Annotated in this window: 18 protein-coding genes; 12 read left to right on the top strand and 6 right to left on the bottom strand. The window is 59.6% G+C overall.

The genetic code is table 11. The features are described 5' to 3' along the window. The first annotated feature begins 44 nt into the window (after nucleotides 1-44). The 3 genes from modA to MB824_RS08210 all read left to right on the top strand — a co-directional run bounded on the left by modA (nucleotide 45) and on the right by MB824_RS08210 (nucleotide 2,626). On the top strand, nucleotides 45-806 hold the full coding sequence (modA, locus tag MB824_RS08220) for a molybdate ABC transporter substrate-binding protein (protein WP_238747960.1): 762 nt from the start codon (nucleotides 45-47) through the stop codon (nucleotides 804-806). Between the two features lie 307 nt (nucleotides 807-1,113). Further along, the gene (modB, locus tag MB824_RS08215; protein WP_238747958.1) at nucleotides 1,114-1,791 is read left to right on the top strand and encodes a molybdate ABC transporter permease subunit; all 678 of its coding nucleotides are present in this window, start codon (nucleotides 1,114-1,116) and stop codon (nucleotides 1,789-1,791) included. A 121-nt stretch (nucleotides 1,792-1,912) separates the two neighbouring features. After that, entirely contained in the window at nucleotides 1,913-2,626 is a 714-nt protein-coding gene (locus tag MB824_RS08210) for a sulfate/molybdate ABC transporter ATP-binding protein (RefSeq protein WP_238747956.1), read from the top strand. A 136-nt stretch (nucleotides 2,627-2,762) separates the two neighbouring features. Here MB824_RS08210 and MB824_RS08205 read toward each other — a convergent pair whose 3' ends face one another. The 5 genes from MB824_RS08205 to MB824_RS08185 form a co-directional block, all read right to left on the bottom strand. Continuing rightward, entirely contained in the window at nucleotides 2,763-3,467 is a 705-nt protein-coding gene (locus tag MB824_RS08205) for a tetratricopeptide repeat protein (RefSeq protein WP_238747954.1), read from the bottom strand. Between the two features lie 130 nt (nucleotides 3,468-3,597). Further along, complete coding sequence (locus MB824_RS08200; RefSeq protein ID WP_238747953.1) at nucleotides 3,598-4,722, bottom strand: phosphoribosyltransferase domain-containing protein; 1,125 nt, start codon at nucleotides 4,720-4,722, stop codon at nucleotides 3,598-3,600. Nucleotides 4,723-4,796: 74 nt separating this feature from the next. Continuing rightward, nucleotides 4,797-5,000, bottom strand: a complete 204-nt coding sequence (locus MB824_RS08195) for an alternative ribosome-rescue factor A (RefSeq protein ID WP_238747952.1) — start codon at nucleotides 4,998-5,000, stop codon at nucleotides 4,797-4,799. A gap of 152 nt (nucleotides 5,001-5,152) precedes the next feature. Continuing rightward, nucleotides 5,153-6,940 carry a 2-isopropylmalate synthase gene (locus MB824_RS08190; RefSeq protein ID WP_238747950.1) on the bottom strand — a complete coding sequence of 596 codons (1,788 nt, stop codon included), beginning with the start codon at nucleotides 6,938-6,940 and terminating at the stop codon, nucleotides 5,153-5,155. A gap of 228 nt (nucleotides 6,941-7,168) precedes the next feature. Further along, complete coding sequence (locus MB824_RS08185; protein WP_238747949.1) at nucleotides 7,169-7,549, bottom strand: cupin domain-containing protein; 381 nt, start codon at nucleotides 7,547-7,549, stop codon at nucleotides 7,169-7,171. 210 nt (nucleotides 7,550-7,759) lie between these two features. On the opposite strand from MB824_RS08185, the gene dusA reads away from it, so the two are divergent. Together dusA and smpB are read left to right on the top strand one after the other, a co-directional pair. Next, nucleotides 7,760-8,767: a tRNA dihydrouridine(20/20a) synthase DusA gene (gene dusA, locus MB824_RS08180; protein ID WP_238747946.1), complete on the top strand. Its 1,008-nt coding sequence runs from the start codon at nucleotides 7,760-7,762 to the stop codon at nucleotides 8,765-8,767. 59 nt (nucleotides 8,768-8,826) lie between these two features. Next, entirely contained in the window at nucleotides 8,827-9,273 is a 447-nt protein-coding gene (smpB, locus tag MB824_RS08175) for an SsrA-binding protein SmpB (RefSeq protein ID WP_238747944.1), read from the top strand. A gap of 123 nt (nucleotides 9,274-9,396) precedes the next feature. On the opposite strand, the gene MB824_RS08170 is transcribed toward smpB, so the two are convergent. Further along, entirely contained in the window at nucleotides 9,397-9,963 is a 567-nt protein-coding gene (locus tag MB824_RS08170) for a hypothetical protein (RefSeq protein ID WP_238747942.1), read from the bottom strand. 441 nt (nucleotides 9,964-10,404) lie between these two features. Here MB824_RS08170 and icd point away from each other — a divergent pair, with 441 nt between their 5' ends. The 7 genes from icd (at nucleotide 10,405) to pgeF (ending at nucleotide 16,564) form a co-directional block, all read left to right on the top strand. Beyond that, nucleotides 10,405-11,643 (top strand): NADP-dependent isocitrate dehydrogenase, encoded by a 1,239-nt coding sequence (gene icd, locus MB824_RS08165; RefSeq protein WP_238747940.1) that lies wholly within the window; start codon nucleotides 10,405-10,407, stop codon nucleotides 11,641-11,643. Nucleotides 11,644-11,849: 206 nt separating this feature from the next. Next, nucleotides 11,850-12,974, top strand: a complete 1,125-nt coding sequence (trmA, locus tag MB824_RS08160) for a tRNA (uridine(54)-C5)-methyltransferase TrmA (protein ID WP_407659231.1) — start codon at nucleotides 11,850-11,852, stop codon at nucleotides 12,972-12,974. Nucleotides 12,975-13,000: 26 nt separating this feature from the next. Further along, nucleotides 13,001-13,618, top strand: a complete 618-nt coding sequence (locus tag MB824_RS08155) for a Smr/MutS family protein (protein WP_238747938.1) — start codon at nucleotides 13,001-13,003, stop codon at nucleotides 13,616-13,618. Nucleotides 13,619-13,732: 114 nt separating this feature from the next. Then, nucleotides 13,733-14,521: a polyamine aminopropyltransferase gene (locus MB824_RS08150; protein ID WP_238747936.1), complete on the top strand. Its 789-nt coding sequence runs from the start codon at nucleotides 13,733-13,735 to the stop codon at nucleotides 14,519-14,521. Between the two features lie 35 nt (nucleotides 14,522-14,556). Next, entirely contained in the window at nucleotides 14,557-15,351 is a 795-nt protein-coding gene (gene panB / locus MB824_RS08145) for a 3-methyl-2-oxobutanoate hydroxymethyltransferase (RefSeq protein ID WP_238747934.1), read from the top strand. 83 nt (nucleotides 15,352-15,434) lie between these two features. After that, complete coding sequence (locus MB824_RS08140; protein WP_238747932.1) at nucleotides 15,435-15,698, top strand: hypothetical protein; 264 nt, start codon at nucleotides 15,435-15,437, stop codon at nucleotides 15,696-15,698. Between the two features lie 71 nt (nucleotides 15,699-15,769). After that, nucleotides 15,770-16,564, top strand: coding sequence for a peptidoglycan editing factor PgeF (gene pgeF, locus MB824_RS08135; RefSeq protein WP_238747930.1), 795 nt, complete (start codon nucleotides 15,770-15,772; stop codon nucleotides 16,562-16,564). The last annotated feature ends 109 nt before the right edge of the window (nucleotides 16,565-16,673 follow it).

Raw genomic sequence — 16,673 nt, 5'->3', positions numbered from 1 at the left:
TTTTTTCAGGCTGCTTTCTCCCTGCAGACCAAAGGAAAACTACCATGAAAATCCAAACCGGCGCCCTTATCGCCACCCTTTTTCTCGCCGCCCCCGCCTTTGCCGACGACCTTACCGTCTCCGCTGCCGCCAGCCTGAAAGAAGCCTTTCAGGAAATTAACGCCGCCTACCAGAAAAAACACCCCGGCACCAATATCAAACTGAACACCGCCGCATCCGGCGTACTGCTGCAGCAGCTTGCCCAAGGCGCACCGGTTGACGTATTGGCCACCGCCGACCAAACCACCATGGACAAAGCCCAAGACCAGCAGCTGATCGACAAAGCCAGCCGCCGCACTTTCGTGCTGAATGATTTGGTCGTCGTCCAGCCCAAAGACAGCCGTCTCAAAATCAAAACCCTTAACGATCTGAAAGCCGCTACCGTCAGCCGCATTGCCGTGGGCAATCCCGAAAGCGTGCCCGCCGGCCGCTACACCAAAGGTGCGCTGGAAAAAGCCGGTCTCTACGGCACCCTGCAGCCTAAAATCGTCTCCACCCAGAACGTACGCCAAGCGCTTGACTACGTAGCCCGCGGCGAAACCGAAGCCGGCTTCGTTTACCGCACCGACGCCGTACTGGCCAAAGAGAAAGTGAAAATCTCCTTTGCCGTAGCGCTCGAGACTCCGGTTTCCTACGCCATCGCCCCCACCGCTTCTGCCAAAAGCAAAGAAGCCAAAAGCTATGTTGATTTCGTTCTGTCGCCCGCCGGCCAGTCCATCCTGAAAAAATACGGCTTCAGCTCTGCCAAAGGCTCCAAAGCCAAATAAGGGGAAAAACGCCTAAGCATAAAAAGCAGCCTGAAAACGGGTAAACGGTTTTCAGGCTGCTTTTCAGACGGCCTCAAAGACGGCAGCTAGCTTGGGTTGTCAAACCCTAACAAATCCTATTGAACCCAAACGCCGTCTACCCCCCCAAACCGTCGTCATTCCCGCGTAGGCGGGAATCTTGCTTGATGCTTAATCATTTTTGAATAAACAAGCCATTACTTAAATTCCAAAAAGATTCCCGCATGCGCGGGAATGACGGTATTTTTTCAGCCGCCCCCCCAAAAACCATCCCACCCGTCCCCAAAAAATGTCCTCATTCCAAGACACTTTCCCCGCGCTGTTTCTCTCGCTCAAAGTCGCCGGCTTTGCCACGCTGCTGAACCTGGTGTTCGGCATCGCCGTGAGCTGGGTACTCGCGCGCAAACGCTTTATCGGCCGCAATTTTCTCGACACCGTGCTCACGCTGCCGATGGTGCTGCCGCCCACCGTGATGGGCTACTACCTGCTGGTGCTGTTCGGCCGCAACGGCACGCTCGGCCAATGGCTGCAACAACATTTCGGCTTCAGCCTGATATTCACCTGGCAGGGCGCGGTGGTCGCCGCGATGGCCGTTACCTTTCCGCTGGTGCTCAAGCCCGCCCGCGCCGCCTTTGAAGAAGTCAGCCCGCAGCTCGAACAGGCCGCCCGCGTGCTCGGATTGTCGGAGTGCGCCGTGTTTATGCGCGTTACCCTGCCGCTGGCTTGGCGCGGCATCCTCTCCGGCCTCTTACTCACCTTTGCCCGCGCGCTGGGCGAATTTGGCGCCACACTGATGATTGCCGGCAGCATCCCCGGCCAAACCCAAACCCTGTCCATCGCCGTCTATGAAGCTGTGCAGGCGGGCAACGACGACTTGGCCAACCGCCTTGTTTTGCTGATTTCCGCCGTCTGCATTGCCGTATTGTGGAGCGTAACCCGTTTGAACGGAGACAAAAACCGTGGCTGACCCAACCTTCGATTTCGCCTTTCAGGCGACCATAGGGGCTGTTAATAATCAGCCTTGCGGCGGTGTTTTTGGCAAAAAATACCCGCTTGCCACGTCAAAAATGCTCGCAAGGTATCCAACCTTGCTGCGCTTTTTTCCTTGCAATCGGGCACTTTTTGCTCAAAAAACCGCTTCGCAAGCTGAATGTCAACAGCCCCGCCACGGCAGCCACACCTTCACCCTCGACGTATCCTGCAAAACCACCGCCCGCCGTCTCGCCATTCTCGGCCCATCAGGCTCGGGCAAAAGCCTCACCCTCCAGCTTCTGGCCGGCCTGTTGCGCCCGGGCAGCGGCCATGTACGCATCGGCGGGCGCAGTTACGGCGACACCGCGCAAAACCTGTGGCTGCCGCCGCAACAGCGCAGCGCAGGCTTATTGTTCCAAGACTACGCTCTGTTTCCGCACCTGACCGTCGCGCAAAACATCGCTTTCGGCCTGCACCGCGGCCTGCGCACCCCAAGCCGCCGCCGCGCCCGCATCGAAGCGGAAGAATGGCTGGAGAAAATGCAGCTTGCCGCCATCGCCGACCACTACCCGCGCCAAATCTCCGGCGGCCAGCGCCAGCGCACCGCCCTCGCCCGCACCTGCGCCGTGCGCCCCGACTGGCTCCTGCTCGACGAACCCTTCTCCGCCCTCGACACCCGCCTGCGCGCCCAAATGCGCGACAACATGGCTGCCCTCCAGCGCGAACTAGACATCCCCCTGCTGCTCATCACCCACGACCCCGAAGACGCCGAAGCCCTCGCCGACGATACTGCCCTTATTGACAACGGATATTTGCGCTGCGGGATATAGGCGAACCGGCATAAGTAATACAAGAAAACTTAAAATCTCTGCAAGCCTTATCCCTCAGCACAGCCGCAAAAGTTTTCAGGCTGCCTTTTACTTGTGAAGGCAGCCTGAAAGTTTATCCGCGTTCAGCCTACGTTTTTCACTTCACGGTTTTCATTTCAACGCGGCCGTTTTCCGCGGCGGAGAGCAGTTCTTTGGCTTGTTTGTCCTGCGGGAAGTTGCGCACGTGTTCGCGCAGTAGCGGTAGCGATTTGGCTTTCTGGCCGCTCATCAGATAGGCCATGCCCAGCGGCATGGCGGCTTCTTTGCGTCCGGCTTTGCGAGCGGCTTCGAGCTGGCTGATGGCGCGGGGAAGCTGGCCGGTGGAGCTGAGAAAACGGCCGTGCAGCTCTTGGTAAAAGGCTTTTTCCTGCGGGGCGGCGGCCAGCTCGATGCGGCGGCGGTAGTCGGCATCGGCTTTGGCGGCATGGCCGGGCTGGTCGAGATTGTGGCCGATCCAATGGAAACGGGCGCGCATCGCCAGCGAAGCCAGATAAGCGGCGGATGCTTTGGCGCCGCCTTTAGGCGCGGTGTTTTCCACCATGCTGTCGAGTACCACGCCCAAGGGGCCCAAATCGGCGATGGCGCGGCGGCGGTCGTTTTCGTTGTCAAAACGCGGCGGGTAGTCGCCGGCAACCGCCGACAGGTTGCGGATGGCGGTTTCAACGCCGCCCAGATTCACGCTGATCGGCGGTTTTTTCGGATTGCCGCTGATCAGGCTGTCCGGATTCAACGCGCGGTAGGGCGCGGCGGCAAGCGGCAGGGCGAGTGCGCCGATCATCAGCGCGGCGAGTGTTTTTTTCATATTCGGCTCCGTTTTGTCAGGTAGATAACAGTTCGGTCAAAACCCCGCAGCGGCGCGGCCGGCGGGTGCGGCGATTGTAGCATGCGCCCTGCCCTGTTTCGGCAGCCTGAAAGCCGTCCGGGCTATATTTTCACAACGGCGCGGGCAGCTGTACCAGCTCGGCCTGCAGGCCGGCGGCGCATTCGATTAGGGCGGGATTGGCGGGGTGTTCGTGGCAGATAAAGATGCGGCGGTAGGAGTGCGGCTCGGGCAGGTTGTAAAGATAGTAGGGCACGCCTTCGTCGTAGGGGTCGGAAAACGGGCGTTTGTGGGCGAGCGCGCCCCAAACCTGCGCCGGCGAGCGGGTGGACGACTGCAGATAAACTTCGGCACCGCTGAGCTCTGCCAGAGCACGGGCAAACACGGCGGCGGGATGGATAAATTCGCCGGTACCGAGCACCAGCACGCGCTCACCGGCTTTCAGGCTGCCTGAAAAACGGCGGACAAAATCATCGGGCAGGCACAGGATGCGGTTGCTGCCGAGCCGCCCCCAGCCGCTGTCGGCAATCTCGGGATCGCGCCCTTCGACGGCTTGGGCGGGCGCGGCCGGATCGGCGGCAATTTCACCGCGTGCTTCGAAGCGCCAGCTGCCGGCCAGCAGGCTGTGGCGGTAAACGGCGGGATCAGCGGCTTGATCGTCGCCAAAATCGGTCAGACTCAGCCAATGCACCTCGCGCAGCCGCGGCATATGCGGGCGCAGCGCAGCGGCGAGATTGACAAACGTGCGGCCGGTAGAAATTTCGTCGTCAATCAGCACCAGCGCCTGTGCTTGCACCAGCAGATCGCGGTATGCGGGGCGCTGCGGCAGATGCAGAAACTGGCGGGCGGCGTGGCTGTGCTGCTCTTCAAAGCGGCAGATGTCGGCACCGGCAACGCGCAGCCGGCTGCTGTGCAGATACAGTGCCTGCGCCTGCGGATGCTGCGCGAGCCATTGCTCGAACACGCCCTGCGCCAGCGCGGTGGCGGTTTCGGCCATGCCGACAAACAGCACGGGGCAGCCTGAAAAAGCCGGCAGCTTGGTGGCCAAGCGCGCATAGGCCTGCGCCATCTGCTGCGGCGTGCAGGGATGGTGTTTGCCCAAAAGCTTGCTGACAAACAAAAAGGCGCGCTTGGGATTGAGCCGCGCGCCGACGGCAAACAAATCCCCAACCGGCAGCTCGCTGCGGCGGATGTCCAGATGCAGGGTGCCGGTGGGCAGGTGGTGGGTCTGGTTCATGGGTGAAAAAACGAAAAAACAGGGAAAGTGAAGATGCAGGCAGCCTGAAAGGTTTTCAGGCTGCTTTTTGGCAGTTAAACAGACGGCAGGCAGCCCTTAAACGAATAAACGAAACGGGACAGTTTGTCGAAACCGTCCCGCCATTTTTTGGCTGCCTGCCTGTTGTAGCTGCCTTTGCCTTTTTTGTTGCGTTCCACCTTGTGGCGGAACAGATTGGAGCGCACCAGCGCTTTGAGCGCGTTGTCGCTGATTTTGCCTTTATTGTGTTGGTGTTTCATGTTTTTTCCTCTGTTTTATTGCCCCAATGGGCAAACGGGGGCGAATTGTAGCGGCGGCGGCGGGGCATGGCAAGAGCGTATCGGGGCAAACGGTTTTCAGGCTGCCTTGTCCGGGAAAACGGCAAAGGCAGCCTGAAAAGCGGTTTGAAAACTCAAATGCCGCCTTGGGCGCGGATGCGCTGCTGCTTGCGCTCGAGCTTGGAGAGTGCCGACAGATAGGCTTTGGTGGTGGCCACCAGTACGTCGGTATCGGCGCCCTGGCCGTTGGCGATGCGGCCGTCGCGCATCAGGCGCACGCCGGTTTCACCCTGGCTTTCGGTACCCTGGGTGATGGCGTTGACCGAATAAATCTGCAACACCGCGCCGCTTTGCGCCACGCTTTCGATGGCCTTAAAGATGGCATCGACGGGGCCCGAGCCGGTGGCTTCGGCGCGGCGCTCTTCGCCGTTGATGCTGAAAACGATTTCGGCACGCGGCATTTCGCCGGTTTCGGTGCTGATGCGCTGCGAGATGAATTTGTAGCTGTCGGGCGACAGATTGGACATTTCGTCCGAAACCAACGCGTGCAGGTCTTCGTCGAAAATTTCGCGTTTTTTGTCGGCCAGCTCTTTAAAGCGGGCAAAGGCGGCATTGAGCGCTTCTTCGCTGTCCAATTCGATGCCCAGTTCCTGCAATTTGGTTTTGAAGGCGTTGCGTCCGGAAAGTTTGCCCAAAGTCAGGCGGTTAGTGGTCCAGCCGACTGATTCGGCAGTCATGATTTCATAAGTTTCGGGGTGTTTCAGCACGCCGTCTTGGTGGATGCCGCTTTCGTGCGCGAAGGCATTCGCGCCCACAATCGCCTTGTTCGGCTGCACGGGATAGCCCGTAATCGTGGACACCAGTTTGGAGGTCGGTACGATTTGTGCAGTGTCGATGCCGGTTTCCAAGCCGAACAAATCGTGCCGCACTTTCAACGCCATCACGATTTCTTCCAAGCTGGCATTGCCAGCGCGTTCGCCCAAACCGTTGATGGTGCATTCAATTTGACGCGCACCTGCCTGAATCGCCGCCAGCGAGTTCGCCACCGCCATGCCCAAATCGTTGTGGCAGTGGCTCGACCAGACGACTTTGTCGCCGTTGGGCACGCTGTTGATGATAGTGCGGATACGTTCATACCACGCCGAGGGAATCGAATAGCCCACGGTATCGGGAATGTTGATGGTGGTGGCGCCCGCTTCGATAACGGCCGTGAAAATCTCCACCAGAAAATCGTGTTCAGAACGCACGGCGTCTTCGGCGGAAAATTCCACGTCATCGGTATATTCTTTGGCGATTTTCACCGCTTTCACCGCGGCCTCCACCACCTGCTTCGGCTTCATTTTCAGCTTGTATTCCATGTGGATGGGGCTGGTGGCGATAAAGACGTGGATGCGCTTTTTCGGTGCGGGGGAAACGGCTTCGCCCGCTTTGCGGACATCGTTTTCAACGGCACGCGCCAACGAGCATACGGTGGCGTTGGTGATGATTTTGGCAATTGCGTTCACCGATTCAAAATCGCCTGGGCTGGCAGCGGCAAAACCGGCTTCAATCACGTCCACACCCAGTTTTTCCAACTGGCGCGCCAAACGCAGCTTTTCTTCTTTGGTCATGGATGCGCCAGGCGATTGTTCGCCGTCGCGCATGGTGGTGTCGAATATGATGACGCGGTTGTTTGTGTTCATGGTGTTTTTTTCCAATTCTGCTTGTTGGTGGATAAAGGCGTTTAAATCCAAAGGCCGCCCCTGTGCCTGTGCCAGAGCGGTCAATTTCTGCAACTGTGCCAAAGGCAAAGAGCCGCGTGTGCGCCATTTGTAAATGGCGGCCGTGCTGGCGGCGTGTTCGGGGTCTTGTTGTTTCAGTGCTTCGGCAAGGGCATTTACGCCGCCGAAATAGGCGATTAAGCGGTCGATGTCCAACTGCATGGTATTCCTTGTCCAATCGTTGTTGTGAATGGCGCGGATTGTAAATTTAATTGGACAATATGGCAAATATTTTTATCGTTTTTTATGATTGGCTTAAGATTTGTTGATGAATTGGACAGAATCTTGACAACGACCTGTCTATCGGTTTTTCAGGCTGCCTGAAGGCGAAAACAAAAGGCTGCTTCGGGCAGATATACCCAAAGCAGCCTGAAAAATTGGACAAAACGGCTATTGCTGCTCCGCCGGCTGGGGCTGTTCCGCTTCCTTAATCAGAATAATCGTGGCGGCGGCATTTTCGCGGGCGGTGCCGCTGATATAGACATTGCCGCCGAATTTCAGCGTGTCGCCGTCACGCACCAGATGTTTTTCACCGTCGTCCAAAACCACGTCGAAGCTGCCTTTGGTCGCCACAAACAGCACTTCGTAGCCCGGATGGTTGTGGCGGCCGATTTCCTTGCCTTTGGCGAGCGTTTTGTTCACCACCAGATAATTGCCGCCGGAAAAAATCTTGCCGCTGGCATCGGCGCGGCTCAAGGTGCCGGAATCGGCGGCGGCCGCAGAAAATGCCGCGGCCAGAGCCAGCGCGGCAAAAGATTTGTTTGCAATCATAAGTCTCTCCTGATGTTGGTCGGTACCCGCCGCCTGCGCGGCAGACGGCGGCGATTGTCGGCAAAAGCGCTTTTGCAGTCAAGAATCGCTTTTATTATTATCAGGCGTTTTCAGGCTGCCTGACCGCCCGCCGCGCTTACTTTTACTTGCCGCAGCCGTTCGGCTACAATCGCCGCCCGCCCGCTATCCGCCATCCCTCAGGAAAATCCGATGCAGCCTGAAAACAGCTTATCCGCCCCCGTCCGCGCCCGCAGAATGTCCGTTGCGCCGATGCTCGACTGGACAGACCGCCATTTCCGCTATCTTGCCCGCCAGATCAGCCGCCATGCCTGGCTGTACAGCGAGATGGTGCACGCCGGCGCGATTGTGCATGGCGACGAGGCGCGTTTTTTGCGTAAGAACGACTGTGAAAATCCGGTGGCGCTGCAGCTGGGCGGCTGCGAACCGGCGCTGTTGGCGGCGGCATCCAAGCGGGTGGCGGCTTGGGGTTACGACGAAATCAACCTCAACTGCGGCTGCCCCAGTCCGCGCGTGCAAAAAGGCGCGTTCGGCGCCTGCCTGATGAACGAAGTAGATTTGGTGGCCGATTGCCTGAACGCAATGCAGGATGCCGCGCCCGAATGCGAAGTTACCGTCAAGCACCGCATCGGCGTGGATAGGCAGACCGAATATCAGACCGTAGCCGATTTTGTCGGCACGCTGGCGGAAAAAACCGCCTGCAAAACCTTTATCGTCCACGCACGCAATGCCTGGCTCGACGGCCTTTCGCCCAAGGAAAACCGCGAAGTGCCGCCTTTGAAATACGAATACGTTTACCGCTTAAAGCGCGAGTTTCCCGCACTGGAAATCATCATCAACGGCGGCATCAAAACCAACGGCGAAGCCGCCGCGCATTTGGAATACGTGGACGGCGTGATGGTCGGCCGCGAGGCCTATCACAATCCGATGATAATGGCGGCGTGGGATCGGCTGTTTTACGGCTCCAAGCAGCCTGAAACCGAATTGGGCGCGCTGGTTGAAAAACTCTACCGCTATATGGCCGAGCAGATTGCCGCCGGCCGCGGCACCGCCGTGCGCCACATGGCCAAGCACTATTTAGGACTGATGCACGGTCTGCCCAATGCCCGCCGCTGGCGGCGGATGCTGTCCGACAGCAGCCTGCTCTCGGCCAACCGCCCCGAGTTGATACTGGAAGCCTACTCGCCCGAGGCAGCCTGAAAGAGCAGCGCTCTGATACAATCGCCGCCAAACGCCACTTTATTACCGCGAGAACCACCATGAGCATTGCCAACAACCGCAAAGCCTTTCACGACTACTTTATCGAAGAGCAAATCGAAGCCGGGCTGGTGCTGGAAGGCTGGGAAGTCAAAGCCATCCGCGCCGGCCGCGTGCAGCTTAAGGAAAGCTACATCCATTGGAAGCGCGACGCCTTTTACCTGGTCGGCTGCCACATTACCGCGCTGCCCGAGGCATCCACCCATGTGAAGCCCGATCCGGTGCGCCAGCGCAAGCTGCTGCTGAACCGGCGCGAAATGAACAAACTCATCGGCAAAACCGAGCGCGCCGGTTACACCATCGTCCCCCTAAACCTGCACTACCAGCGCGGTTTCATCAAAGCCGAAATCGGCCTGGCCAAAGGTAAGAAACAGCACGACAAACGCGAATCGGCCAAAGAAGCCGATTGGAAGCGCGAAAAACAGCGGCTGATGAAAAACGCGCGCTAGGGGATGGGATAAAAAGCAGCCTGAAAACTGGCGGTCGGTTTTCAGGCTGCCCGAAGCAAAACCAAAGCAGCCTGAAAGCGGTTTTTCCGTTTTCAGGCTGCTTTTTATGTATGGCTGCTGCGCCTATTCTTCCATCTGCGCCGGAATTTTGTGTTTTTCCATAAACGCATTGAGCGCATTGTTCCATTCGTCGGTCAGCGCCAGATGTTGGTCGTTAAACGCTTTAAACGCTGCGTCCAATTCCGGCGTATTGCTGTTTTCATCGGGCTGGTTGCGGCACATTTCCAAGATTTTTCCCAAATCGGGCAAGAGCTTTCCAAACGCCTGGGCATGCGCCGTTGCCGCCTGTACCAGCGCCATATCGTCTTTTACCGAATCGTTGGGCTCTTCCTCGCGCATCTCCGCCACAAAGTCCCGCACGTCTTCTTCCAGCCCTTCCAGCCGCATCTTGGCTTCGTCGAAGCTGCGGCGTTTGAGCGCGTCGGTAAAGTCTTCGGTATTCAAATCACTAACCTGCCGCGCAATGCCGTAAACATAGCCCTGTGCGAACATCGTATCCATCGCATCGCCATTGGCAGAAGACTGCGCCATGCCCGCCGCCATTTGCGCCGCACCGCCAATCGCCGTTGTCGTGGCCTCGTCCACGCCGGCCAAGCCCAACAATTTTTTAATCACATCGATAACAGACATATTGAACGTTCCTTTGAGTGAGTCCGGGTAAAAAACGATGCCGTTTCAGGCTGCCTGAAAAAGACGGCACGCGGGCATCATACCCAATTTTGCCGCCGCTCCCAATGAAATTGCGACTCATACCGCAAAATCGGCGCAATCCGTTGCGGCACGCGTAATATTTTGTCCTTTGCAGGCAGCCTGAAAACCGAATAGGCGGTTTTCAGGCTGCTTTCGGGCAAAAAGGCGCCGCCGTTTTTATCCGGGCGGCGGCATACCGATCGGAAAATCTCACGGCATCTGGCGCGCTTGGGGCTGGCAAAAAAGCGCGGATTCAAGCATAATCGCGCGTCGCTGAAACGCGCCACCGGCCGCTTCAACCCGTTCACACACGTTGTTCAGGCAGCCTGAAACGCCGCCGGCGAACATCAGAAAAATATTGTTTGTTTAGGAGACCCGTAAATGACCCATATCAAAATCCCCGCTGCAGGTGCCAAAATCGTTGCCGGCCAGGCCGTGCCGAACAATCCGATTATTCCCTTTATCGAGGGCGATGGCATCGGTGCGGACATCACGCCGGTAATGAAAGACGTGATCGACGCGGCGGTGGCCAAAGCCTACGGCGGCGAGAAAAAAATCCACTGGATGGAAGTCTACGCCGGCGAAAAAGCCACCAAAATCTACGGCGACAACGTCTGGCTGCCCGAAGAAACCCTCGAAGCCCTGAAAGAATACGCCGTATCCATCAAAGGCCCGATGACCACCCCCGTCGGCGGCGGCATCCGCTCGCTCAACGTCGCCCTGCGCCAAGAGCTCGACCTCTACCAATGCGTGCGCCCCGTGCGCTATTTCAACGGCGTGCCCTCGCCGCTGAAAGACCCGAGCAAAACCGACATGGTCATCTTCCGTGAAAACACCGAAGACATCTACGCCGGCATCGAATGGGAAGCCGAAAGCGACAAATGCAAAAAAGTCGTTTCCTTCCTGCAAAACGAAATGGGCGTGAACAAAATCCGTTTCCCCGAAACCTCCGGCATCGGCATCAAACCCGTTTCCAAACAAGGCACGCAGCGCTTGGTGCGCGCCGCCATCCAATACGCCATCGACAATGACAAACCCAGCGTTACCCTCGTGCACAAAGGCAACATTATGAAATTCACCGAGGGCGGCTTCCGCGACTGGGGCTATGAGCTGGCACAAAAAGAATTCGGCGCGCAGCCCATCGACGGCGGCCCGTGGTGCTCGTTTAAAAACCCGAAAACCGGCAAAGAAATCATCATCAAAGACGCCATTGCCGACGCCTTCCTGCAGCAAATCCTGCTGCGCCCCGCCGAATACAGCGTCATCGCAACTTTGAACCTCAACGGCGACTACATCTCCGACGCACTGGCCGCGCAAGTCGGCGGCATCGGCATCGCTCCCGGCGCGAACATCTCCGATCAATACGCCATCTTCGAAGCCACCCACGGCACCGCGCCCAAATACGCCGGACAAGACAAAGTCAATCCCGGTTCGCTGATTCTGTCCGCCGAAATGATGCTACGCCACCTGGGCTGGAAAGAAGCCGCCGACCTCGTGATTAGTGCGATGGAAAAAGCCATCGGCGACAAACAGGTTACCTACGATTTCGCCCGCCTGATGGACGGTGCCAACGAAATCTCCTGCTCGGCCTTCGGCAAAGCGATGATCGAGCGCATGTAAACGCCACGGGTTTTTTCAGGCTGCCTGCGGGCAGCCTTTTTTGCGCGCGGCAAAACGCTTAAGCGCCTGCCGCCGCAGACAGGCTGCGCGGCAAACCAACACCGGCAACAACGCGATATTTGCCAAGTCCAACAACACAGCCGCATAGCCAACCGCCTTTTCAGGCTGCCTTTGCCGCTGCCCCGCCGCCGGCCGCTTCCTATATAATGCGCGTCTTTTCCCCCAGTCTGCCCGCCATGTCCGCTCCCGATTACGCCGCCCAGCTTGCCGAAAAAACCGCGCGCCTGACCGCGCTGCTCTCGTCTTTGGGTGCGCCACCGCTTGAAGTGTTCGCCTCGCCCGCCGCCCATTACCGGATGCGGGCGGAATTTCGCATCTGGCACGAAGGCGAAAAGCTGCATTATGCTATGTTCCGCCCCGGCGGCAAGGGCGGGCGCGAGTCGCTGCTGCTGATCGAGCAGTTTGAAGCCGCTTCGCTGGCGATCAACGCGCTGATGCCGCGGCTGCTGGCGGCGGTTTCTGCCGTACCGGTGCTGAAAAACCGCCTTTATCAGTGCGAATTTCTGTCCGCCTCCACCGGCGAAGTGCTGCTCACGCTGATTTACCACAAAAAGCTCGACGATGAATGGCGCCGCGCCGCCGAAGATTTGCAGCGCGAACTGGGCGTATTTCTCATCGGGCGCAGCCGCGGGCAGAAAATCGTGCTGTCGCAAGACTTTGTTACCGAAAAACTGGACGTGATGGGCAGCGAGTTCCGCTACCGCCAATACGAAGGCACGTTTACCCAGCCCAACGCCCGCGTGTGCGAAAAAATGCTCGCCTGGGCCTGCAGCCAAGCACAGGGCGCGGATGGCGATCTGCTCGAACTATACTGCGGCAACGGCAATTTCACCCTGCCGCTGGCGCGCTATTTCCGCCGCGCGCTGGCCACCGAACTGTCGAAAACCTCGGTGGCGGCGGCGCAATGGAATATCGAAGCCAACGGTGCCGACAACATCGCCGTTGCCCGCCTGTCGGCCGAAGAGTTTGCCGAAGCCTTTGCCGGCAGCCGCCGGTTCCGTCGGCTGGCGGAAAAAGGCATCGACTTGGCCGATTACCGCTTTTCCACCCTGTTTGTCGATCCGCCACGCGCCGGCTTGGACGAAGCCACGCTGGCGCTGGCGGCGCAGTTTGAGCGCGTGATTTATGTTTCCTGCAATCCCGAAACCCTGCGCGCCAATCTCGAGCGCCTGAGCGCCAGCCACAGCATCGCCGCCGCCGCCCTTTTCGACCAGTTTCCGTTTACCCCGCACATTGAAAGCGGCGTGCTGCTGGTGAAAAAAGCAGCCTGAAAACCTTTGCCGCAACCGGAGCAGCCATGAGTTTCCACGACAGCCTGAAAAACCTGCACCGGCAGGCGCAGCAGGAAGCGCAAGCGCGCCAGGAGCGCGAACGCGAAGCTGCGCGCCGCCGTGCCGAAGAAGTTGATTTTGCCAGCGAGATGGCCGGCGTAACCCCGCTTAAAAGCAGCGGCCGCCGCGTCCAAACCGCGCCGCCCAAAGCCATCAAACCGCGCCGCGAGCGGCCGGAGCTGGAAGAAAGCGACGTATTTTACGTCGGCAGCAGCCTGAATGAAGACGTGCCGCCGGTGTTCAGCAAAAACGGCCAGGGCAGCCGCGACATCGAGCGCCTGCAGTCCGGCCATTGGCCGGTGGTGGCCGACGTTGATCTGCACGGCTACACCCAGGACGAAGCGCAGCAGGTGCTCAGCGAATTTATCGCCTTTGTGCAGGCGCGCGGCGTGTGCGGCGAAGTCATCCACGGCAGCGGGCTCGGCTCGCGCGGCTATGTGCCGGTACTCAAAACGCTGGTACGCACCTGGCTGATGCGCCACCCCGAAGTGCTGGCCTACGCCGAACCGCGCCCGGGCAACGACGGCGCCGTGCGCATCCTGCTCAAACGCCGCCGCAAAGCCGATCCGTGGGCGGAAGAATAAGGCAGCATGAAAACCTGCCCGCGCCGTTCAAGCCGTTTTTTCGTCCCCAAGCCTTTTCAGGCTGCCTGAAAACACAACTGCCCAAGCAGCCTGAAAACCCCAGCAAAGATAGCCATGACCCATCCCCACCAACGCCGCCGCATCCGCCGCGTGCTGCCTGAAGCCGGCATTTCCGAAAGCGGCAATATCCGCTCGCTGCATCTGGATTCGCCCACCGTGCAAAGCTCGATGAATCTCGACGACCCCAGTGAGCTAGTACTCTCCTACAGCCGGGCGATGATGGCCTGGCTGCTGTTTGTGCCGACGCCGCGCCACATCACCCAAATCGGCCTGGGCGGCGGCTCGTTTGCCCGCTGGATCGACGCCTTTTTGCTCGATACCGCGCAAACCGCCGTCGAAATCAACCCGCAGGTCATCCAAATTGCCCGCATGCTGTTTGAGCTGCCGTTTGAAGGCGAAAAATTCGAGATTCTCGAAGCCGACGGCGCCGAATACGTCAAAACCCTCAACGGCGGCACCGACGTGCTGCTGGTGGACGGCTTTGACGGCGAGCAGATTATCGACGACTTAGTCGGCGAAGACTTTTTCCAAGACTGCTTCCGCGCCCTGTCCGCCGACGGTGTGTTCGCCGCCAACTGGTGGAGCGGCGACAAGCGCTACGAACTGTTTAAAGAACGGCTCGCGCGCAGCTTCGGCGGCCGCCTGATTGCCGTGCCTGCCGAGAGCCACGGCAATGTGGCGGTGCTGGCCTTCAAGGGCGAAGCGGAAACCGCGCTCGACACCCTCAAGCGCCGCGCCGCCAAGCTGCAGGAGCAATACCGCCTTGATTTCCCCCGCATGCTCGCCGACATCAAAGCCGCCAACCCGCACAACGACAAAAAACTGCGTTTTCAGGCAGCCTGAAACGCTCCGCCACAAATAATGAAGGAATCCGCCCCATGATTACCGTCCCCACCCTGCAAAAAATGAAAGCCGCCGGCGAAAAAATCGCCATGCTCACCTGCTACGAAGCCAGTTTCGCCGCGCTGATGAACCGCGCCGGCGTCGATGCCCTGCTGGTGGGCGACTCGCTGGGCATGACCGTGCAGGGGCGCGATTCCACCCTGCCCGTTACCCTGGCCGAGATGTGCTACCACACCGCCGCCGTCGCCCGCGGCAACAGCAACGCGATGATCGTTGCCGACCTGCCCTTCGGCGCCTACCAGCAAAGCCGCGAGCAGGCCTTTGCCGCCGCCGCCGAATTGATGCAGGCAGGCGCCCACGTCGTCAAACTCGAAGGCGGCGCCTTTATGGCCGATACCACCGCCTTTTTGCAGCAGCGCGGCATCCCGGTCTGCGCCCACATCGGCCTGACCCCGCAGTCGGTACACGCACTGGGCGGCTACAAAGTGCAGGGCAAGGGCGACGGTGCCGCCGAACGCCTGCTGGCCGACGCCCGCGCCCACGATGCGGCCGGCGCCGCCATGATTCTGATGGAAGCCGTGCCCGCCGAACTGGGCAGCCGCGTAACCCAAGCCGTTTCCTGCCCCACCATCGGCATCGGCGCCGGCGCCGGCTGCGACGGCCAGGTGCTGGTAATGCACGACATGCTCGGCGTCTATCCCGGCAAAACCGCCCGCTTCGTCAAAAACTTTATGGACGGCCAAAGCAGCGTTCAGGCTGCTGTCGAAGCCTATGTGCGGGCGGTGAAAGAACAAACATTCCCCGCCGCCGAACATACTTTTTCCGCTTAAGCCGAAAGGCAGCCTGAAATAAAGCAGCCTGAAAACAGCAAACCACTTTTCAGGCTGCCTGCCGCATCAGAGAAGGACTTCCCATGAAAGCCGTTTTACCCTTGGCCGCCGCGCTTGCCATTTCAGGCTGCCTGTCGGTCAGCAACGGCATTTACCGTCTCGAAGCCTACGATCCCGCCGGCCGGCGCCTGCTGCCGGATATGCAGACCGCCGCCGACGGCCGCAACGTCTATACCGTGCGCAACGCCCTGTGCGCTTCGCTCAAAGGCCAGTCCGCCACCATCCGCATCTACCGCGCGAACAACAGCGAAGAAGTCCGCAGCGAAAGCCCCCACCGCTGCCGTTAAAAATATTTGACCAAACCCGACCAAATACGCCGCCAAGCAGCCTGAAAACATCTGCCCCCAATCTCCCCGCCATGATTCCGCCCACCCGCAATTTCGACCAAGCCCTGTCGCTGCCCGCGCTGGACGGCAGTTTCTTTGCCGCCGACTGGCCGGCGCCCGCCAATGTCCGCACCCTGATCACCACCCGCCGCGGCGGCCACAGCAAAGGCGCGTATGGCAGCCTGAATGTCGGCGCCCACGTTGGTGACGATCCCGCTGCCGTGGCCGCCAACCGCGCGCTGGTGCAGGCGCGGATTGCGCTGCCGGTGGCCTATCTCAACCAAGTTCACGGCAATACGGCAGTTGCCGCCGCAAGCAGCCTGAAAACGCCGGCCGATGCCGATGCTTCGTTCGACAACAGCAGCCAAGCCGCCTGCGCGGTAATGACCGCCGACTGCCTGCCGGTGCTGTTTTGCGACCACGCCGGCACCGTTGTGGCCGCCGCCCATGCCGGCTGGCGCGGGCTGGCCGGCGGCGTGCTGGAAAACACCATCGACGCCATGGGCGTGCCGCCGCTGGAAATCATGGCCTGGCTCGGCCCGGCCATCGGCCCCGAAGCCTTTGAAGTGGGCGAAGACGTGCGCGAAGCCTTCTGCCGCAATTTAAGCGCCGCCGAAGCGGCCTTTCACGCCATCGGCGGCGGCAAATATCTGGCCGACATCTATGCGCTGGCCAAACTGGTGCTGCGCCGCGCCGGCGTCAGCCGCATTTACGGCGGCGAACACTGCACGGTGCTGGAGCGCGAACACTTCTTTTCCTACCGCCGCGACGGCCAAACCGGGCGCATGCTCAGCGCTATCTGGCTGCAGCCTGAAAGCACCGGCTGAAAGGGTTTTTACCGCCCGCTCGCTTTTCAGGCTGCCTGAGAAGCCGCGGCAGCCTGAAAAAACAACGCGCCGTTAAATTCGGTTAAAATGCGCGCTTTTTTCCAACCGT

The sequence above is a fragment of the Kingella pumchi genome (assembly GCF_022288825.1).
GTDB classification, from domain to species: Bacteria; Pseudomonadota; Gammaproteobacteria; order Burkholderiales; family Neisseriaceae; genus Kingella_D; species Kingella_D pumchi.
The sequence above is the reverse complement of the archived record's forward strand: the minus strand, read 5'-3'. Positions and strand labels throughout refer to the sequence as shown.